Genomic DNA, 19436 nt, shown 5'->3' with positions numbered 1-19436 from the left:
TTATCACTTTCTAGAGTGAAATGTCTCTCCAGAAAGCGTGTTCACGTTGATTGAAATAAATTTATTATTTTTATGTAAACAACTATATGCCTGAGCTCAATTAATAACCACCACTGATTGAGTGTAAATGACAAAATTGTTAACCATGTCTCACTGGAATCAATGTCTAATGGCTATCTTATCCACTAAATTAATGATTTTTATGGTTAAAATTTGAGTGGCTATGCTGTAAAAAGTATAAGTTATTGAAATTATACAAAATAATATGCAAGCGATACCTTGTTGTTAGTATGTTGCAAATGTTTGAAAAATATTTTCCATTTCTTTTCTGCTGGGAGCGAGATTCTGACTGGTAAGGAAATTTTACCTTGATCACAAAATATATTTTCCATTTCATTTTTGATTTAAAGTGAAATGAATATTTCGTATTATGTGATTATCGAAACAATGAGGGTTGGGATAGGTTTCTCAGCAAAGATTGTCGGAATCAGTTTAATCAATATCAGAACGGTTCTTAACTACTCGGTAGTTAAAGGAAGGAGTGAAAAGGATGAATACCAGCAATAAGAAATTAGATCTTATTTGTTTGGGGCGAGTTGCTGTTGACCTATATGGTCAGCAAATTGGGGCTCGTCTAGAGGATATGGGCACTTTCTCTAAGTATCTTGGTGGGTCATCAGGCAACGTCGCTTATGGCACAGCAAGGCAAGGTTTGAAGTCTTCCATGCTGGCAAGGGTAGGTGATGAACACATGGGGCGTTTTCTGCGCGAAGAACTGCAATGTGTGGGTGTTGATACCAGTAATTTGATTACAGACAAAGAACGCCTGACCGCCCTGGTGATCCTCGGAATTAAGGATGAAGATACTTTTCCTCTGATTTTCTACCGTGATAACTGCGCTGATATGGCGATTACTGCCGACGATATTGATGAGCAATACATTGCATCTGCTCGGTGCCTAGCGATAACAGGTACCCATCTTTCTCATCCCAACACTCGCGAAGCGGTTTTAACAGCCTTACGCTATGCCCGCAAGCATGGTGTGAAAACCGCCATTGATATTGATTACCGTCCTGTACTTTGGGGCTTAACTGCACTTGGCGATGGCGAAACGCGCTTTATTGAATCCGGCCAGGTAACTGAGCAGTTGCAGGAAGTTCTCGGGCTGTTCGATTTAATCGTCGGTACCGAAGAAGAGTTCCACATCGCTGGTGGCTCGACAGATACTGTTGAAGCACTGAAAGCCGTTCGTGAAGTGAGTAATGCCGAATTAGTGTGCAAGCGCGGTCCGCTAGGTTGCTCAGTATTTTCTGATGAGATCCCAAATGATCTCGACGACGGTATTACCGTTGAAGGCGTTCGCGTTGATGTACTGAATGTACTTGGGGCAGGCGATGCCTTTATGTCTGGTCTGCTGCGTGGCTACCTCAATAATGAAGGTTGGGAAAAAGCCTGTGCTTATGCCAACGCATGTGGTGCCTTGGTAGTTTCTCGCCATGGTTGTGCACCTGCCATGCCATCTAAAGAAGAGCTAGACAATTACTTAGCCCGTGCCAATGACGTTCCTCGCCCAGATTTAGATGAAACGCTTAATCACCTCCATCGTGTAACGACCCGTGATAAAGAGTGGGAAGAGCTCTGTGTCCTTGCGTTTGATCACCGTATCCAGTTTGTCGATATGGCTCGTGAAGCCAATACGGATATCAGCCGTATCAAACCACTGAAGAAGCTTATCCTTCAGGCGAGCCGTGAAGTGGCTGAAGAAGCCGGTTTGTCTGGTAAAGCCGGTTTACTTTGCGATAGCACATTCGGACAAGATGTTCTGAATGACATTACTGGCGAAGGTTGGTGGATTGGACGACCGGTAGAGCTGCCAGCTTCGCGTCCGCTGGAATTAGAACACGGCAATATTGGTTCTCAGTTGATTGATTGGCCGCTTGAGCATGTTGTGAAGTGCCTTGTGTTCTTCCACCCAGATGATCATCACGAATTACGCCTTGAGCAAGAGAAACAAGTGCGTGAAGTGTATGAAGCCTGCTGCAAAACAGGGCATGAGTTACTGCTGGAGGTGATTTTACCTGCAGATATGGAACGCACTGATGAGCTATATCTGCGTGCCATGCAACGTTTCTACAACCTAGGGGTGAAGCCTGATTGGTGGAAACTTCCACCGATGGAGGCTGATTCTTGGCAAGCTGTTAATGCGCTTATTCAATCGCGTGATAAGCACTGCCGAGGTGTTGTACTGCTGGGCTTGGATGCACCAGAAGAAGAGCTGAAAGCTGGGTTTAATGCGGCAGCAAGTACCGATGTAGTGAAGGGCTTTGCGGTGGGAAGAACTATCTTCGGACAGCCATCTCGCCTGTGGCTTGCCAATGAGATTGACGATGCTGGTTTGATTGCACAAATCAAACAGAACTATCACAACCTAATTACCTTGTGGCGCCAGCGTGGCTAAAGGAATCAATCATGAGTGTTAATACTGTACGCCTGACAATGGCTCAGGCACTAGTGAAATACCTGCAAGCGCAAAAAATAGATATCGATGGCGACATTCAGCCTATGTTTGCCGGGGTCTTTGCCATCTTTGGCCATGGCAATGTAGCCGGTTTGGGTGAAGCGCTCTATCACGCCAACGAAACCTTGCCGACTTACCGCGCTCATAATGAGCAAGCAATGGCGCACAGTGCCATTGCCTTTGCCAAGGCGAATAATCGTCAGCGTATGATGGCTGCGACAACATCGGTTGGGCCAGGAGCATTAAATATGGTGACAGCTGCGGCGCTGGCTCATGTAAACCGCTTACCTGTTCTGCTTTTACCTGGAGATACCTTTGCGACCCGTGAACCGGATCCAGTACTGCAGCAAGTAGAAGACTGGAGTGACGCAACCATTACACCGAATGATTGTTTCAAACCTGTCAGTCGTTTCTTTGACCGCATTACTCGCCCTGAGCAGCTGCTGAACAGTTTGCCGCAAGCGATGCGTGTGTTAACCGACCCCGTTGAGTGTGGCCCTGCAACCATAGCCATACCGCAAGATGTGCAGACCATGGCGTTTGACTATCCGCTGCATTTCTTTAACGAAAAGGTTCACCGTGTACGCCGCCCAGGCGCAGATAATCATGAACTGACTGAAGTGGCTGAACTCATTAAGCAAGCCAATCAGCCTTTGGTGATTGCTGGCGGCGGTATTCATTACTCCGGCGCTCTGGATCAATTCCGTGAGTTTGTAGAAACCTATCAGTTACCTGCTGGTGAAACTCAAGCTGGTAAAGGGGCATTGCCTTGGGATCATACTTCTAACCTTGGCTCTATTGGTGTGACCGGCTCTGCAGCAGTCAATAAGATGGCCGCAGAAGCAGATGTGATCATCGCTGTTGGTAGCCGTTTGCAAGACTTTACCTCTAGCTCAAGAGCGCTTTTTAAGCCAGATGCCAAGATAGTCTCGCTTAACGTCAATGGTTTTGATGCGACCAAGCATTACGGCATGCCATTGGTTGCCGATGCCAAGGCAACATTGCCAAAACTGACAGAGCTGTTAGTGGATTGGCCAGTGAGTACTGATTGGAAACAGAAGGCTGAGTCGCTTCGCCTTGAGTGGAATGAAACGGTGTCAATCGCTATGACTGACCGTGGCACAGATCTGCCGACCGATGCAGAAGTGATTGGTGCAGTTAACCGTGCCGCAGATGAAAAGGATATTGTGGTTTGTGCGGCTGGCGGCCTTCCGGGCGAGCTGCATAAGTTATGGCGTACCCGCTACGATAAAGGCTATCACCTCGAATATGGCTTTTCTTGCATGGGCTATGAGATTGCCGGTGGTCTTGGCGTCAAGATGGCCAAGCCGGAGTCTGAAGTCTTCGTCATGATAGGTGACGGTTCATACCTGATGTTGAACTCTGAGATAGCAACTTCGGTAATGCTAGGGCACAAGTTGGTGCTGGTAGTACTGGATAACCGTGGATTCGGATGTATTAACCGCCTTCAACACGCTTGCGGTGGGGCTGGTTTCAATAATTTGCTCCAAGACTGCAACACCATTGAAGAGGGAGCACCGAAAACTGATTTTGCTGCCCATGCTCGCTCTCTTGGAGCACAGGCCGAGAAAGTGGCCAACATAGCTGAGCTAGAGCAAGCCCTCGTGCGAGCCAAGCAAGCGACATCGACGTATGTCATTACCCTTGATACCGACCCGCTAAGTACCACTGAGTCGGGCGGTTCATGGTGGGAAGTGGCAGTACCTGAAGTGTCTGAGCGAGAACAAGTACGTGCTGCCAGAGCACGGTATGAAGTTGCCAAACAACAGCAAGTTATTTAAGGAGAATTAGCATGACTGTTCAACTAGGTATCAACCCTCTGACTTGGACCAACGATGACTTGCCGTCTCTGGGTGCTGAAACACCGCTAGAAACATGTTTGACCGAAGGCCGCCAAGCAGGATTTGCGGGCTTTGAGCTTGGTAACAAGTTTCCTCGTGAAGCGAGTGTGCTTGGGCCGATACTGGCTAATCATGACCTTAAGTTAGTCTCAGGTTGGTACTCCGGCGAATTGCTGACTCGCTCGGTAGAGGAAGAAATCGAAGCGGTTCAACCACACCTCACCTTACTTCGCGAGTTGGGCGCAAAGGTAATGGTTTTTGCTGAAGTGACTGATTGTATCCATGGCCAACAAGGTACACCGGTTCGTCTACGCCCTAGTTTCCCTGCTGATAAATGGCAAGAGTACGGCAAGAAGCTGAGCGAATTTGCCAAGTACACCAAAAGCCAAGGTGTTGAGGTCGCCTATCACCATCACATGGGGACTGTTATCGAAACTGCTGAAGATATCGATAACTTGATGGAGTACACCAGTGAAGAAGTCGGGCTGCTGCTTGATACCGGTCACCTGACATTTGCCGGTGCAGACCCGGTACAGGTAGCAACGCGTTGGGCACACCGAATTAACCACGTCCATACCAAAGACGTTCGTGCTGATGTATTGGCTGATGTGAAGAACCGTCAAACCAGTTTCCTTGATGCGGTATTAGATGGCGTGTTCACCGTACCGGGTGATGGTTGTGTGAATTACCCAGCGGTGTTTGAACAGCTGAAAAAAGCGAATTACCAAGGTTGGTGTGTAGTTGAGGCAGAGCAGGATCCAGCAATAGCCCACCCAATGACCTATGCCACCCTAGGGTTTAACAATTTACAAAAACTTGCTCGCGAGGCCGGGCTATTAAATGGCGAAGGCCAAGAGTAATTACAGGAGCAAAACATGGAAACAGTTCAAAACTTCATTCAGGGTCAAATCAGCGAAAGCCACAGCCAGCGCTTTGCACCTGTATTCAACCCCGCAACCGGTGAGCAGACGCGTCAGGTAGTACTGAGCTCGGCGGCAGAAACGGCTGAAGCGATTGCCGCGGCAGATAAAGCGTTCCCGGCATGGGCGAAAACGTCACCATTGAAGCGTGCCCGAGTAATGTTCAAGTTCAAGGCATTGCTTGAGCAGAATATGGACAAATTGGCTCGCCTGATTTCAAACGAGCACGGCAAAGTGTATTCAGACGCAGTGGGTGAAGTTACTCGTGGCCTTGAAGTGGTTGAGTTTGCCTGTGGTATTCCGCATCTGCAAAAAGGCGAGCACTCAGCAAATGTGGGAACGGGTGTTGATAGCCATTCACTGATGCAACCGCTTGGGGTATGTGCAGGTATTACGCCGTTCAACTTCCCAGCGATGGTACCGATGTGGATGTTCCCAATTGCCCTAGCAACCGGTAATACGTTTGTCTTGAAGCCTTCAGAGAAAGATCCATCACTTGGCTTGGTATTGGCTGAACTGTTAAAAGAAGCCGGCTTACCAGATGGTGTTTTCAACGTAGTAAACGGTGACAAAGAAGCGGTGGATGTATTGCTGACTGACCCTCGTGTTCAGGCTGTTAGCTTTGTTGGTTCAACACCGATTGCCGAATATATTTACTCAACAGCCTCTGCGCATGGCAAGCGTTGCCAGGCTCTTGGTGGGGCGAAGAATCACTGTATTTTGATGCCGGATGCCGATTTGGACATGGCAACAAACGCAATCATGGGCGCAGCTTATGGTGCGGCAGGTGAACGTTGTATGGCGTTGTCTGTGGTTGTCGCTGTGGGTGATGAAACGGCTAACGAGCTTATTAGTAAACTGAAGTCACAAATCGATGTGATGAAGGTTGGTCCGGGTGTGGTGGAAGGCCCAGAAAATGATATGGGACCTGTGATTTCCTCACAGCATAAAGACAGGATCTGCGATTACATCACATCGGGCGTTGAGCAGGGGGCTGCCTTGGTAGTCGATGGCCGTGATATCCGTATTGAAGGACATGAGAATGGCTTCTTCGTTGGCCCAACTCTGTTCGACAATGTGTCGCCGGAGATGACTATCTATCAAGAAGAAATTTTTGGCCCGGTATTAGCCGTCGTTCGTGTGCCTGACTATCAGACTGGCCTAGAGCTAATCAATCGTCACGAGTACGGTAACGGTACCGCAATCTTTACTCGCGATGGCGAAACGGCTCGCCAGTTCAGTGAAGATGTACTGGCTGGTATGGTGGGTGTGAATGTGCCAATTCCTGTGCCGATGGCTTTCCATAGCTTCGGAGGCTGGAAGCGTTCAGTGTTTGGTCCGTTGAATGTTCATGGCAACGACGGTGTTCGCTTCTATACCCGAATGAAGACAGTGACAAGTCGTTGGCCTACAAGTGTACGTCTTGAACAACACAGCAGCAGTTTTGTGATGCCGACAATGTAATGGTTCTTTTATTTGAATAAAATAGAGTCAGACTTGCACTTAGTGAGTCTGGCTCTTTTGTATATTCGCCCAAGTAAATAATAATCAAAGGACTGACTTAATATGAAAATAGCAATAGGTAATGACCATACGGGTGTCGAGCTTAAACGTTATTTGATAGTCGAACTCGAAAAGCTTGGCCACAAGGTAGTTAATGTAGGGACAAATGACGCCGCCCGCACCCATTCAGCCATCTATGCCACCGCTGTTGCGGGGCTAATCAATCAAGGTGAAGTCGATTTAGGTATTTTGATTTGTGGTACTGGGGTAGGTATGTCTATTTGTGCCAATAAATTTAACGGTGTTCGTGCTGTAATGGGGGCAAATCTCTACACGGTAAAACAATCGAAAGAACATAATGATACTAACGTGTTGACGCTTGGTGCATTGACCACTGAGAAAACCATTGCCAAGCAGTTGGTGACCACTTGGTTAGAAGCTAAGTTTGATGGCACAGAAACTCGCCGATACAGGCTTAACCTTATCAGCGAGATAGAAGAGAAGCAGCACAATAAGGAAGAGAGCTATTCTTGATATTGGCTCTTGGGCTTGACGTTATCGAAGCGCTTCTATGGCCATTGGCAGTAACTCTACCCAACTGTAGATAACAATAACGGCAATGACGATGGTCCATACGATGCGCTCTATCCAGCTTTTTCGGCTGTAGTAACGAAACGGGTCAGGTTCACCGCAATTGGGGCAGGTATTTGCACGTTTGGAAATTTCTTTTTCGCAAAGTGGACAAGCTTGCAATGGCATCCTAATTTACTCCTTCCTTCTTAATCACTCTTTAAACATAGTGTAAAAGCAGTGACTTAAAAACACTTGATGAAGATTTGATTAAGTAAAGGGTGATGTTTATCAACCAGTAAAGTGCACAGTCCCAAACTGTTTACAGGACAGTAGTTTTGCTTTTGTGATAACAGAGTATCAAGTTTAAAATAACCAATGACTTGTTCGCCTTCCCAGATTAGAAAGGGGAGCGTGCCTTGGACATGAGTTTTTGTAAATGATGTAGGGTCAGCAGAGAAGGCAAATTGCTCAGCACTGGCCTGTATTGATAACACTTTGTTTAAATCAGCTTTCCGCAAAGGCTTTATTTTTAGCATTCTATTTCCCTGAGCTTTTCTACTTTATTCTGAATAGTCTGTCTTACTTTATCAGAAAGCCACTTTTGTTTGGGGTGTTCACTGTCGCGCTGCCGTAACGCAAAGTAGCCGCCTGCCCATTAGCATATGGCGCTGGGTAAGAAAGCGGGTTGAGCCAATACTGAGTTATCGAATAAGCAAACATGACGCTCCCGGTATAAGAACTTTCGTTGATATCTTAGAAAGCGTTAAAATAACAGCATTGAAGACATTAATCGACGCACTGTTTTGGTGTATGACTTTAACTGATTGGAAGAGTCAATACCCTAAACAATGAGATATAACAACTATTAGCACCAAGCCCTTGAGGGTGAGACCAGCATGAACAGTAGCCACCAAAAAGTATTAACTTCATTAGCCTTATTACCTGTAAAGGAATTCAAGACACACAGCCAAAAGGTGAATCCAGGCGATGTGTTTGTGTGTCGGCAGGGCTTAACATGGGATAGCCATTTGTCGGCTCAAGATGCAGTCGAACGCGGTGCTTGCGGTGTAATCGCCAATCGTCCCTTGGAGTTACCTGTAACTTGCATGGTAACACCTAGCCATAGTACGTCAGTCAGTTTGATTAACCAGTACTATGCTTACCCTCAAGATCAGATCAAGCATATTGGCGTGACGGGAACTAACGGTAAAACAACCGTTGCTTACTGTCTTAATCAGCTACTCAATCTTACGGGAAAATCGGCATATACCGGCACACTGGGTAGTTCGTTTGATGATGTGTATTACCCGTTAGATAACACGACGCCAGATGCCATTACCTTGTTGAATCTATTTCATGCGATGGAGAAATGTGGTGTTTCTCATCATGTGATGGAAGTGAGCAGTCATGCTTTATCGCAAGATAGGGTGACACATATCGACTTTGATATTGTCATCATCACCAATATTGGTTCCGATCATCTTGATTATCACAAGCACCGTGAAGACTATATCCAAGCTAAATTAAGGCTTATTGATAGGCTAAAGCCCGGTGGTGTCGCTATTGTAAATCTGGATGATGAGCAGTCTCTTTCCGTGATTGAGCGATGCCGAAGCCGTTGTGAAGTCATCACTTTTAGCTGTGTTGATGAAGGCGCAGATCTCTATGCTTCAAAGGTGCTCTCAACCTGCAGTGGCAGCCAGTTTACCTTGAACTATCAAGGGATAGAGCATCACGTGGTATCGAGTTTGCCGTTTCGTTTCAATGTAGAAAACAGCCTGGCCATTATTGCTTCTATGCTGGGTCTGGGAATGCCTATTAACGAGGTGCTGGCTTTATTCGAGTCTATGTTGCCGGCGCCAGGACGCAGTGAAGTGTACCCGCTTAGTAATGGTGCAACTGTGATCCTCGATTATGCCCATAATTACGATAGCCTAAGTAACCTATATCGTAATGTCCTTGAGCATAAAACCGGTAAAGTCGTCACTGTTATCGGGGTGACAGGAGAGCGGTTAGCAGATGCAGCTGATATCGGTGAGTTATGCTTTGAGCATTCAGATCAATTGGTACTGACGACGGATAATCCATTAGGGGTAAATCAGGACGATTTGTTTAAAGCGCTGACAAGTAAATTGCCATTAAGCTCAAAGAAACCTAGTGCATGTATTGAGGATCGGTTGCTGGCAATCAAACTAGCAATTGCCGAGCTTCAATCAGGCGATGTCTTGCTGCTTTGTGGTAAAGGACACGAACAGTACCAGTATATGACTAGCAATAAGAATGAAGCCGAACCGTACTTGGGGGATCTAGATGCATTGCGTCTGTCCGCTGAAAATAATGGCTTACAGCTTGTTGCTGGGTTTGCTCATTACCAAGAGTCGGCCGATCTGATGGTGAAATAAGCGCTCCGGGGGGCAATAATGGCAGTTGTAAGTCCAATAGAGCCCTCTGTTTTTTCTCATCTCTGTTGGAAGCCTTGTGGATATATATCGGTGTCACCCGTTAAGTGATTGATGAATCTTTCTTGACGGTGTTATCTAGACAAGTTGTCCTGTTGTTGGCTTGTTTTTGGCATTGCTCATTGATTATTAGGCAGTTTTCCTCACAACAACAAGCTAATTGTTGTTTGCTCCCGTCACGAGTCTGACATTTACAATCAATAAAACATTCATATTTCACCCGCACTCTGTACCACGAATCGGACATGAGATGACGGACATGGATACCATCATAAGCATCAGCAATATCAATAAGACTTTCGGTAACAAGCAGGCATTGAAAGGGATAAACCTGACAATCAAAGAGCGCTCGATGACAGCACTACTGGGTCCATCGGGCTCAGGTAAGTCAACGTTAATGCGCCATCTAAGTGGCTTGGTTGTTTCGGATAGAGACACAGATTCACACATATCAGTGCTTGGCGAAACCGTCCAGGCTCAGGGAAAAGCGAGTAAGCAGATCCGCCAGTGCCGTGCTCAGGCAGGGTATATCTTCCAGCAGTTCAACTTGGTGAACCGACTGAGTGTACTGACCAATGTATTGATTGGTGCACTCAGCGAAACGCCCAAGTGGCGAACACTAACAGGCACTTTCACGGCAGAGCAGAAACAGCGAGCGCTGCAGGCACTACAACGTGTAGGGATGGAGCAATTTGCCCATCAGCGCGTATCAACACTTTCTGGCGGGCAGCAGCAACGCGTGGCTATCGCACGTGCGCTTATGCAGCGCGCCAAAATTATTTTCGCCGATGAGCCAATTGCATCATTAGATCCGGAGTCATCCCGTATCGTGATGGAGTTGCTCGAGGACATTAACCGCAAAGAAGGCATTCCGGTTATTGTGACCCTCCACCAAGTTGACCATGCCCTTAAATACTGTGAACAGATCATCGCACTGCGTGAAGGGGAAGTTTTCTATCAGGGGGCGGCGGCCGAATTAACAGAGCAAAAACTGAAAGCGCTCTATACCGCAGCAAAACCTCAACAAGAAACCGCACCTGTTGGTGCTGAACTGGCTCCATCATACTAATTTGACAGGGAATGATCATGTTTACCACTATCAAAAAAGTTGGCTGCTCCATCGCACTTGCGGCCAGCTTGGTATCACCGCTAACAAGTATGGCGGAAACCATGAAAGAAATTAACTTTGGCATTATTGCAACCGATGCCCAGCAAAACTTAAAGCAACGCTGGGAGCCAATGTTGGATGATCTGAGTGAAGAGTTGGGTATCAAGGTGAAGGCCTACTTTGCACCAGACTATGCTGGCATTATCCAGGGAATGCGCTTCAAGAAAGTCGATTTCGCCTACTTTGGCAATAAATCAGCGATGGAAGCCGTTGACCGAGCCAATGCAGAGATCTTTGCTCGCTACATCGATAAAGACGGAACCCAAGGTTATTACAGCGTATTGTTGGTCAACAGTGAAAATGAAGATATCAATACACTGCAAGATGTCATTGATAACCGCAAAGACTTGATGCTGGGTAATGGTGAGCCGAACTCAACGTCAGGTTTCTTGGTTCCGAACTACTATGCGTTTGCCCAGAACCATATTTCGGCGAATGATTTCAAGCGCACCATCGTTGCTAATCATGGTTCAAATGCCATGGCAGTGGCGAACAAGCGGGTTGATGTGGCAACGAACCACACGATGAACCTTGTACGCATCAAGCAAAGCAATCCGGACTTGTACAGCAAGTTGAAAGTGGTGTGGCAGTCTGACCTGATCCCTTCGGATGTAATTACTTGGCGCAAGGATATACCTGAAAACGTCAAAGAACAGGCTCGGGAATTTTTCCTTGCTTACGGCAAAGACAACCCTCAGCAGCTGGACAACCTCAAGTTATTGGCTTGGTCAGGATTTGCGCCGGCAGACAATAACCAGTTGCTGCCGATTCGCCAGATGGAAGCATATAAGGCACTGGTAGAAACCCAAGATAACCCACGCCTGAGCGACAAAGTGAAGAAAGAGCGCATTGCTCAGTACCAGGCTGAACTGGACTCTCTGAGCGCGGAAATTGAAGCACTCAATGCAAGCTTAGATAAAGCACAGGGTTAACAAAGGATGAGGGCAGGGGCGATGTCCCTGCCAAACAAGGACAAAATGATGCACACCAATACTCAACACTTGATGCCGCCATCAAAGCTTTCGCTTAAAAACGCAGTTATCGCGGTCATTGTACTTAGCATTTTGATGTGGGCTTGGCGAGGCGCAGAAATGGCACCAATGATGTTCTTTGAGCATCCTGAAAATATGGTGCAGCTACTCAAGGACTTCTTTCCACCAGACTTTACTGATGTTGAGCTGTATTTAAGCGAAATGTTAGTCACGATACAGATTGGTATTTGGGGAACCTTGCTTTCGATTTTGTTGGCTATTCCGTTTGGCATTTTGAGCGCAGAAAACTTAATGCCGACCTGGGTTACCTTTCCGGTACGTCGTTTGATGGACGGCCTGCGTGCAATCAACGAGATGGTGTTTGCCATGCTATTCGTGGTGGTTGTTGGCCTGGGTCCTTTTGCCGGTGTCATGGCCTTGTTCATTCATACCACGGGTGTTTTGGCAAAACTGTTTGCCGAGGCGGTGGAAGCAATAGAGCCGGGACCTATTGAAGGTGTGAAAGCGACCGGCGCAAACCCACTGGAAGTGATTCTGTATGGTGTTATTCCACAAGTTATGCCGCTGTGGATTTCTTACTCCCTTTACCGTCTAGAATCGAACATTCGTTCAGCGACTGTTGTCGGTATGGTTGGTGCTGGCGGTATAGGTGTGCTGTTGTGGCAATCTATCTCCGGTTTCCAAATGCAGCAAACTGCAGCCATCATGCTGATTGTTATTGTTACGGTGAGCATTATTGATTTTGTTTCCCAGATCATTCGCAAGAAATTCATTTAATTGAAATATTGATTTAATCACGGAATAAAAATTTTCGGTTTACATGTCTAGATAACTATTTACCGACTAGCAAACCAAAATTTAAGGAAATGAAAATGCCTGTCTATCAAAAAATTGCCAAGGAATTGGAGGATGACTTACGTCATAAATATCAGGCAGGTGATTATTTACCATCCGAATCACAATTAGCGAAATATTTTCAAGTCAATCGCCACACGGTGAGACGAGCCATTGATGAGCTGGTAACCGCAGGGTTGATTTTGCGCCACCAAGGCAAAGGGAACATGGTGTTAAGACAACCAGCAGACTACTACCTCCACGCGGGCGCCCACTTTACCGGGAACCTGCTTGAACAAGGCTCCCTACCTCGCTGTGAAGTACTGCAGTCCCGTACGCTTGTAGCCAGTGAACGGTTGGCCAGAAAGCTTGATTGTGAACCGGAAAGTAAGATTATCCATTTGCGGACATATCGAAAAATGGATGGTGTTCCACGTACCGTGATTGATCATTATTTGTCTGACTATAGCTGGTGGCCAGTGATAAAGCATTTTCAATCTGGCTCCCTACATAACTTTATTAAAAAAGAATTGGGTGTCGAATTAGAGCGTAAAAGCACTCGTCTTCGCGCCCAAATACCAAATACCGAGTACTGCCGACTTTTACAAATAAATAGCAGTATCCCGTTATTAATTATACGTACCACAAATGTCATCAAAGGCACGGAAAAAGTAGCTGAATATTCGAGTTCAAATACAAGATCCGATGTCATTGAATTAGTCATGGAGCACTAAATGGACACCACGGAAAAACGAAAACATTGGATGTCTGTACTGGCCCAGGCCAGTTTTGAAAAACTCTCAACCCTTTGGCAGCAGAGCCAAACCCAACATGGTTTGGCCCCGGATTATACGATCATCCGCCCGGCAGAGATCGGCCTAGCCCAAGTACGGGCAAGGATGGGAAGCACAGGTCGCCAGTTCAATATTGGTGATGTCACCATTACCCGTGCAGCGGTTCAGCTGGCAGGCGGTGAGATGGGTTACAGCTACCTTCAGGGGCGTAACAAGCAGCATGCAGAGCTAGCAGCTGTGTTGGATGGATTGCTGCAAGCAGACCAATACCACGAGGTCGTATTCGCACAAATCATCTCCCCGCTGGCGGCGGACAAGCAAGCGGAAAGGGAGCTGCGCCAACAAGAGGTAGCTAGCAGCAAAGTAGACTTTTTCACCATGGTTCGTGGTGAAGACTAAGCCGCGGTAATAGATAAAGGAGAAATACGATGAGCCATATTACCTCGGCTTTCACAGATGCCGTTCATGATAGCCAGTTTTGTTTCAGACGCCTGCTTAAGGCAATGTCTGAGCCGGGCACCCTGGTTAAATTAGACCGCTGCCATGGTTTCGGAACAATGATGCCCGCAACAAGCCAGGTGCTACTTGCGATGGCGGATAACAGCACGCCATTGTGGCTGTCCCCGTCGTTTTTGCAAGACAATGCTGCGACAAAAAATATCCATTTCCACACTGGCGCTTCAACCAATGCAACCCCGTACAACGCATCATTTGCCGCCATTGCTTTAACGGATATGCCAAGGATTAAGCTAAATGAGCTTGTCTTTAACGTTGGCAATGAAGAGTACCCCGACCGCAGTACAACCCTTGTTATCGAAACAGATAGCGTATCTTCTGGCCAGCACTTCAAGTTATCAGGTCCGGGTATCAAGGATGAATGCTGCATTCAGCTCGGTGAGCTTTCATCGGATGTAAAAAATACCTTGTTGGCTCAGGGAGAAGCGTTTCCTCTAGGTTTGGATTTAATTTTTGTTTCAGGTGAGCAAGTGGTGGCCATCCCGCGCTCAACGTCAGTGGAGGCGATGTAATGTACGTTGCAGTAAAAGGCGGCGAAAAAGCGATTAAAGCCGCACACCAACTTCAGGCACAAAAGCGCCGAGGCAATATCGACTTGCCTGAGTTAAACATCGAACAAATCAGCGAACAGCTTGCGGGCTCTGTCGATCGCGTGATGACCGAGGGCGGCATTTATGACAAAGAGTTAGCGGCATTGGCAATCAAGCAGGCGAGTGGTGACTTGGTTGAAGCTATCTTCCTGTTGCGTGCCTACCGTACCACGCTACCTCGTTTGGCCGTGCTGGAACCCGTTGATACCTCAGATATGCGTATCGAACGTCGTATCTCAGCGACATACAAAGACCTACCTGGCGGTCAGTTGCTGGGCCCAACCTATGACTATACCCATCGCTTGTTGGATTTCAGCTTGCTTGCAGAAGGTGAAGAACCGGTAAATATTGCGCAGCAGGCGACAGCTGAAGAGGGGGCTCAAAGCGCTAGTGAACCTTGCCCACAAGTCATGGGGATTCTTGAAAAGCTGGATTTGATGGTTTTTGAACAGGATAAGGGTGAGCAACCCGACGATGTCACCATGGAGCCGGTCAATTTCCCGTGTGACCGTTCTGCACGTTTGCAACAGCTGGCCCGTGGTGATGAGGGCTTTTTGCTGGCGCTTGGCTATTCGACCCAACGAGGGTATGGCCGAAACCACCCGTTTGCCGGTGAAATTCGCTCAGGAAAGGTGACGCTGTCACTAAATCCTGAAGAGCTATGCGCCGAATCTGAAACCGAAGCCGAAAGCTTTGATATTGATATCGGTGAGCTTGAGTTGACCGAATGCCAGATGATTAACGGATTCATTGGTAATAAGCAGCAGAAACCTAAGCTGACACGGGGCTATGGCCTGACCTTTGGTTTTACTGAGCGCAAAGCGATGTCGATGGCACTGGTTGACCGCGCGTTGCAAGGTGCCGAATACGATGAGCCTGTTGATGGCCCTGCGCAGGATGAAGAATTTGTCTTGGCCCATGCCGATAACGTTGAGGCTGCTGGTTTTGTCTCTCACCTGAAACTACCGCACTACGTTGATTTCCAAGCTGAATTGGAGCTTCTGCGCAAGATGCACAAGGAACACGATGAAATGATGACAACACAGCACGTAGACGGTGAGGGCAAGTAAATGTCACAAAAACATAATCATGGCTATAACTACGGTTATCTAGACGAGCAAACCAAACGAATGATCCGTAGGGCGCTGCTAAAAGCGGTAGCGATTCCTGGCTATCAGGTACCTTTTGGCGGTCGTGAGATGCCGATGCCCTATGGGTGGGGGACGGGTGGCGTTCAACTTACAGCCACCATCATTGGTCAGGACGATACCCTGAAGGTGATTGACCAGGGGGCAGACGATACGACTAACGCCGTTTCTATCCGTGAGTTTTTCAAAACCGTCGCCGAGGCCAATACCACCGAAACGACAACTGAAGCCACTATCATCCAGACTCGCCACCGTATACCTGAAGTAGCGCTGGAGGAAGATCAGATCCTTGTCTATCAGGTGCCGATCCCTGAGCCGCTGCGTTTTATCGAACCGCGTGAAACGGAAACCCGCAAAATGCATGCCCTACAGGAGTACGGCATCATGCACGTCAAGCTGTACGAAGATATTGCACGCTTTGGTCACATCGCTACCGCTTATGCGTATCCGGTTCGCGTCAATGATCGCTACATCATGGATCCGTCTCCAATTCCGAAATTCGATAACCCGAAAATGGACAACATGGCGGCACTTCAATTGTTTGGCGCAGGCCGTGAGAAGCGTATTTATGCCATCCCGCCATATACCAAGGTTCACAGCTTAGATTTTGATGATCACCCCTTTGAAATACAGAAGTGGGATGAACCATGCAGTATCTGTGGCTCGACTGATACCTTCTTGGATGAGGTGGTGATTGATGATGAGGGCAGCCGAATGTTTGTCTGTTCGGATACCGACTACTGCCGCCAGCAGGTTGAAAAGAACTCAGAATCACAGGCTCCCGGATTCACACCTGAAACCGCAGAACTAACGGATACGCTATAGGCAGTGCGAGAAGATGATAATGGAAATGACAAACCATAAAGAACAACCGCTACTGTCGGTGCAAAACCTCACCAAACTCTATGCGCCTGGCAAAGGGTTTTCGGAGGTATCGTTTGAGCTATTCCCTGGTGAAGTATTGGGTATTGTTGGCGAATCAGGCTCGGGAAAAAGTACCTTGCTCAAGGCTATTTCTGGCCGCTTGCAACCTGACAATGGCGAAGTGCTTTACCTACGTGGTGGCGCAGAACAACAGCTTACCCAGATAGAAGACCTGTATGCAATGGCAGAAAGCCAGCGCCGCCACCTGCTTCGTACAGAGTGGGGTGTGGTACACCAGCATCCAATGGACGGTTTGCGCAGTCGTGTTTCTGCGGGCGGGAATATTGGCGAGCGGTTGATGGCTGTTGGCAATAGCCATTACGGTGAAATTCGTAATGAAGCCGAGAAGTGGCTAGGGGATGTTGAAATTCCAGCCGAGCGTATTGACGACATGCCAACCACCTTCTCGGGTGGTATGCAGCAGCGTTTGCAGATTGCGCGCAACTTGGTGACTCACCCTAAATTGATTTTTATGGATGAACCCACTGGCGGCCTCGATGTGTCTGTTCAGGCAAAACTATTGGATTTATTGCGCCGCTTAGTCACAGAACTGGAACTTGCTGTTGTTATTGTGACTCACGACTTGGCGGTTGCGCGTTTGCTCGCTCACCGGTTGATGGTGATGAAGCAAAGCCATGTAGTGGAAACTGGCTTGACCGATCAGGTGCTGGACGATCCACAGCATCCTTACACCCAGCTTTTGGTTTCATCGGTACTGCAAAACTAAGGAAAGAACATGAACAAGCCAATGTTGAAAGTCTGTAATGTTAGCAAAACCTTTGTTTTGCATAATCAAAACGGTATTGAGTTGCCGGTACTTCAAAATGCATCCATGGGTGTCGAGCAGGGTGAGTGTGTTGTACTGCATGGCCATTCTGGCTCGGGCAAGTCAACCCTGCTTCGTGCATTGTATGCAAACTACCTGGTTGATTGTGGGTCCATTGAAGTACGCCACAATGACCAATGGGTTGACCTTGTCAGTGCTTCTCCAAGAGAAGTGCTGAATGTTCGTCGTGACACTGTGGGGTGGGTAAGCCAGTTCTTACGCGTTATTCCTCGTATTAGCGCGCTGGAAGTTGTTATGCAGCCAATGTTAGAAATTGGAGGCTGCCGAGAGGAGGCCAAGCGCAAAGCCAGTGAGTTGCTTCGTCGCTTGAATGTGCCTGAGCACCTATGGCACTTGGCTCCAGCAACCTTCTCTGGGGGGGAGCAGCAGCGGGTTAACATCGCGAGGGGCTTTATTGTCGATTACCCGATTTTGCTACTTGATGAGCCAACGGCGTCATTGGATGCGACCAACAGCGCGGTTGTAGTGAGTTTGATTGAAGAGGCTAAATCTCGCGGTGCAGCAATAGTGGGCATATTTCACGATGAAGACGTGAGGGCGCAGGTTGCCGATCGCTTGTACGAGATGTCAGAACAATCATCATTGCAGTTTGAAATGGCTTCAGCAGCCGTACATGTTGCCTAATTCAGGGATGAGGAAGAAATTGTGATTATTACCAATGTACATATGGTCCTTGAAGACGAAATCGTAAAGGGCTCGGTTGAGTTGGAAAATGGTGTGATTAAATCTATGTCGGACACACTTAGCCAACTGCCGCAAGCTTATGACGGCGAGAACGGTTGGTTGATGCCGGGTTTGATTGAGCTCCATACCGACAACCTTGAAAAGTACTTCACGCCGCGCCCAGAGGTTGACTGGCCGCCATTCTCTGCCATGAGCGCTCATGATGCCCAGCTGATTGGCTCGGGGATCACCACGGTACTCGATGCTGTTGCCCTGGGTGATTACCGTGAAGGCGGGCGCCGCCAGGAAAACTTGGATCACCTGATTGATACTGTTATTGAAAGCCACAAACGTGGGGTAAATCGTGCTGAGCATTTCTTGCATTTGCGCTGTGAAGTACCGCATGAAACTACTGTCGGTATGTTTGAGCGTTATGCCAATTTGCCTGAGGTACATTTGGTGTCACTGATGGATCACGCTCCGGGCCAGCGCCAGTTCGTCAATGTTCAGAAATACCGTGATTACTACCAAGGAAAATACAAATTCTCTGACGAGCAGATGTTGGCCTTTGAAAAAGAACAGGTAGCACGCTCCCAGCAATGGTCTGCGGCGAACCGCGCTGAAATTACCCGCCAGTGTCGTGAACGAAATATCCCAATGGCAAGCCATGATGATGCAACCATCGAGCACGTTCAGGAGTCAAAAGACTTAGGGATGGTGATTGCGGAGTTTCCAACCACTATTGAAGCCGCCAAGACATCTCATGAGATGGGCTTGAAGGTCATGATGGGGGCACCGAACGTTGTCCGTGGCGGTTCGCATTCAGGCAATGTGGCAGCTCATGAACTCGCGAGCCTGGGCGTATTGGATATTCTGTCATCAGACTATTACCCGGGAAGCCTGCTTGATGCGCTGTTCCAGTTGGCAGACGATGAGAGAAATGATTTGGATTTGCCGCAGGCAACCAAGCTAGCGACGATTAACCCTGCACAGGCACTTCAACTCAACGATCGCGGTGTGATAGCAGAGGGCAAACGTGCAGATTTACTCCTTGCACACCATTTGCATGATCACACTTATGTCACTCGTGTTTGGCGTCAGGGCAAGCAGGTATTTTAATTAATA

The 19436-nt window shown here is 47.7% G+C and carries 19 protein-coding genes; 17 read left to right on the top strand and 2 right to left on the bottom strand.

The genetic code is table 11. The features are described 5' to 3' along the window. Positions 1-550: 550 nt before the first annotated feature. From R2X38_RS13755 to rpiB, 5 genes are all read left to right on the top strand, one after another. The gene (locus tag R2X38_RS13755) at positions 551-2458 is read left to right on the top strand and encodes a bifunctional 5-dehydro-2-deoxygluconokinase/5-dehydro-2-deoxyphosphogluconate aldolase (RefSeq protein ID WP_317522847.1); all 1908 of its coding nucleotides are present in this window, start codon (positions 551-553) and stop codon (positions 2456-2458) included. Between the two features lie 11 nt (positions 2459-2469). Beyond that, entirely contained in the window at positions 2470-4320 is a 1851-nt protein-coding gene (iolD, locus tag R2X38_RS13750; RefSeq protein ID WP_317522846.1) for a 3D-(3,5/4)-trihydroxycyclohexane-1,2-dione acylhydrolase (decyclizing), read from the top strand. An 11-nt stretch (positions 4321-4331) separates the two neighbouring features. Then, a complete protein-coding gene (gene iolE / locus R2X38_RS13745; RefSeq protein WP_317522845.1) occupies positions 4332-5240 on the top strand; it encodes a myo-inosose-2 dehydratase in 909 nt (302 codons plus the stop codon). Between the two features lie 15 nt (positions 5241-5255). Next, complete coding sequence (locus R2X38_RS13740; protein WP_317522844.1) at positions 5256-6764, top strand: CoA-acylating methylmalonate-semialdehyde dehydrogenase; 1509 nt, start codon at positions 5256-5258, stop codon at positions 6762-6764. Between the two features lie 102 nt (positions 6765-6866). Further along, complete coding sequence (gene rpiB, locus R2X38_RS13735) at positions 6867-7337, top strand: ribose 5-phosphate isomerase B (RefSeq protein WP_317522843.1); 471 nt, start codon at positions 6867-6869, stop codon at positions 7335-7337. A gap of 21 nt (positions 7338-7358) precedes the next feature. Here the strand turns inward: rpiB and R2X38_RS13730 are convergent, their stop codons facing one another. Both R2X38_RS13730 and R2X38_RS13725 read right to left on the bottom strand, forming a co-directional pair. Continuing rightward, positions 7359-7562: a hypothetical protein gene (locus R2X38_RS13730; RefSeq protein WP_317522842.1), complete on the bottom strand. Its 204-nt coding sequence runs from the start codon at positions 7560-7562 to the stop codon at positions 7359-7361. Positions 7563-7618: 56 nt separating this feature from the next. Beyond that, positions 7619-7912 (bottom strand): hypothetical protein, encoded by a 294-nt coding sequence (locus tag R2X38_RS13725; protein ID WP_317522841.1) that lies wholly within the window; start codon positions 7910-7912, stop codon positions 7619-7621. Positions 7913-8272: 360 nt separating this feature from the next. On the opposite strand from R2X38_RS13725, the gene R2X38_RS13720 reads away from it, so the two are divergent. The 12 genes from R2X38_RS13720 to phnM all read left to right on the top strand — a co-directional run bounded on the left by R2X38_RS13720 (position 8273) and on the right by phnM (position 19430). Beyond that, positions 8273-9778 (top strand): UDP-N-acetylmuramoyl-L-alanyl-D-glutamate--2,6-diaminopimelate ligase, encoded by a 1506-nt coding sequence (locus R2X38_RS13720; RefSeq protein ID WP_317522840.1) that lies wholly within the window; start codon positions 8273-8275, stop codon positions 9776-9778. Between the two features lie 316 nt (positions 9779-10094). After that, entirely contained in the window at positions 10095-10904 is an 810-nt protein-coding gene (phnC, locus tag R2X38_RS13715) for a phosphonate ABC transporter ATP-binding protein (RefSeq protein ID WP_317522839.1), read from the top strand. Between the two features lie 17 nt (positions 10905-10921). Further along, positions 10922-11935, top strand: coding sequence for a phosphonate ABC transporter substrate-binding protein (phnD, locus tag R2X38_RS13710; RefSeq protein WP_317522838.1), 1014 nt, complete (start codon positions 10922-10924; stop codon positions 11933-11935). Between the two features lie 72 nt (positions 11936-12007). Continuing rightward, a complete protein-coding gene (gene phnE, locus R2X38_RS13705) occupies positions 12008-12772 on the top strand; it encodes a phosphonate ABC transporter, permease protein PhnE (RefSeq protein WP_411185312.1) in 765 nt (254 codons plus the stop codon). 95 nt (positions 12773-12867) lie between these two features. After that, positions 12868-13563: a phosphonate metabolism transcriptional regulator PhnF gene (gene phnF, locus R2X38_RS13700; protein ID WP_317522836.1), complete on the top strand. Its 696-nt coding sequence runs from the start codon at positions 12868-12870 to the stop codon at positions 13561-13563. Further along, entirely contained in the window at positions 13564-14022 is a 459-nt protein-coding gene (phnG, locus tag R2X38_RS13695; protein ID WP_317522835.1) for a phosphonate C-P lyase system protein PhnG, read from the top strand. It begins immediately after the preceding gene. Positions 14023-14051: 29 nt separating this feature from the next. After that, complete coding sequence (phnH, locus tag R2X38_RS13690) at positions 14052-14651, top strand: phosphonate C-P lyase system protein PhnH (RefSeq protein ID WP_317522834.1); 600 nt, start codon at positions 14052-14054, stop codon at positions 14649-14651. After that, a complete protein-coding gene (locus R2X38_RS13685) occupies positions 14651-15799 on the top strand; it encodes a carbon-phosphorus lyase complex subunit PhnI (RefSeq protein ID WP_317522833.1) in 1149 nt (382 codons plus the stop codon). Before phnH ends, R2X38_RS13685 begins: the two co-directional genes overlap by 1 nt. Next, the gene (locus tag R2X38_RS13680; protein ID WP_317522832.1) at positions 15800-16702 is read left to right on the top strand and encodes an alpha-D-ribose 1-methylphosphonate 5-phosphate C-P-lyase PhnJ; all 903 of its coding nucleotides are present in this window, start codon (positions 15800-15802) and stop codon (positions 16700-16702) included. Between the two features lie 19 nt (positions 16703-16721). Next, positions 16722-17528, top strand: coding sequence for a phosphonate C-P lyase system protein PhnK (gene phnK, locus R2X38_RS13675; RefSeq protein ID WP_317522831.1), 807 nt, complete (start codon positions 16722-16724; stop codon positions 17526-17528). A 9-nt stretch (positions 17529-17537) separates the two neighbouring features. Further along, positions 17538-18272: a phosphonate C-P lyase system protein PhnL gene (gene phnL / locus R2X38_RS13670; RefSeq protein ID WP_317522830.1), complete on the top strand. Its 735-nt coding sequence runs from the start codon at positions 17538-17540 to the stop codon at positions 18270-18272. 21 nt (positions 18273-18293) lie between these two features. Further along, complete coding sequence (phnM, locus tag R2X38_RS13665; protein ID WP_317522829.1) at positions 18294-19430, top strand: alpha-D-ribose 1-methylphosphonate 5-triphosphate diphosphatase; 1137 nt, start codon at positions 18294-18296, stop codon at positions 19428-19430. The last annotated feature ends 6 nt before the right edge of the window (positions 19431-19436 follow it).

The sequence above is a fragment of the Photobacterium rosenbergii genome, from assembly GCF_033022775.1.
Taxonomy (GTDB): domain Bacteria; phylum Pseudomonadota; class Gammaproteobacteria; order Enterobacterales; family Vibrionaceae; genus Photobacterium; species Photobacterium rosenbergii_A.
This window is presented reverse-complemented; position numbering and strand designations above follow the sequence as displayed.

Excerpts from the sequence above, each read along its gene's own strand:
- R2X38_RS13740 (WP_317522844.1), top strand. The coding sequence starts at position 5,256 with ATGGAAACAGTTCAAAACTTCATTCAGGGTCAAATCAGCGAAAGCCAC.
- phnG (WP_317522835.1), top strand. The coding sequence starts at position 13,564 with ATGGACACCACGGAAAAACGAAAACATTGGATGTCTGTACTGGCCCAG.
- R2X38_RS13720 (WP_317522840.1), top strand. The coding sequence starts at position 8,273 with ATGAACAGTAGCCACCAAAAAGTATTAACTTCATTAGCCTTATTACCT.
- R2X38_RS13680 (WP_317522832.1), top strand. The coding sequence starts at position 15,800 with ATGTCACAAAAACATAATCATGGCTATAACTACGGTTATCTAGACGAG.
- phnC (WP_317522839.1), top strand. The coding sequence starts at position 10,095 with ATGGATACCATCATAAGCATCAGCAATATCAATAAGACTTTCGGTAAC.
- phnH (WP_317522834.1), top strand. The coding sequence starts at position 14,052 with ATGAGCCATATTACCTCGGCTTTCACAGATGCCGTTCATGATAGCCAG.
- phnF (WP_317522836.1), top strand. The coding sequence starts at position 12,868 with ATGCCTGTCTATCAAAAAATTGCCAAGGAATTGGAGGATGACTTACGT.
- R2X38_RS13755 (WP_317522847.1), top strand. The coding sequence starts at position 551 with ATGAATACCAGCAATAAGAAATTAGATCTTATTTGTTTGGGGCGAGTT.
- phnE (WP_411185312.1), top strand. The coding sequence starts at position 12,008 with ATGCCGCCATCAAAGCTTTCGCTTAAAAACGCAGTTATCGCGGTCATT.
- R2X38_RS13685 (WP_317522833.1), top strand. The coding sequence starts at position 14,651 with ATGTACGTTGCAGTAAAAGGCGGCGAAAAAGCGATTAAAGCCGCACAC.
- phnD (WP_317522838.1), top strand. The coding sequence starts at position 10,922 with ATGTTTACCACTATCAAAAAAGTTGGCTGCTCCATCGCACTTGCGGCC.
- phnL (WP_317522830.1), top strand. The coding sequence starts at position 17,538 with ATGAACAAGCCAATGTTGAAAGTCTGTAATGTTAGCAAAACCTTTGTT.
- iolD (WP_317522846.1), top strand. The coding sequence starts at position 2,470 with ATGAGTGTTAATACTGTACGCCTGACAATGGCTCAGGCACTAGTGAAA.
- phnK (WP_317522831.1), top strand. The coding sequence starts at position 16,722 with ATGGAAATGACAAACCATAAAGAACAACCGCTACTGTCGGTGCAAAAC.
- R2X38_RS13725 (WP_317522841.1), bottom strand. The coding sequence starts at position 7,912 with ATGCTAAAAATAAAGCCTTTGCGGAAAGCTGATTTAAACAAAGTGTTA.
- R2X38_RS13730 (WP_317522842.1), bottom strand. The coding sequence starts at position 7,562 with ATGCCATTGCAAGCTTGTCCACTTTGCGAAAAAGAAATTTCCAAACGT.
- iolE (WP_317522845.1), top strand. The coding sequence starts at position 4,332 with ATGACTGTTCAACTAGGTATCAACCCTCTGACTTGGACCAACGATGAC.
- rpiB (WP_317522843.1), top strand. The coding sequence starts at position 6,867 with ATGAAAATAGCAATAGGTAATGACCATACGGGTGTCGAGCTTAAACGT.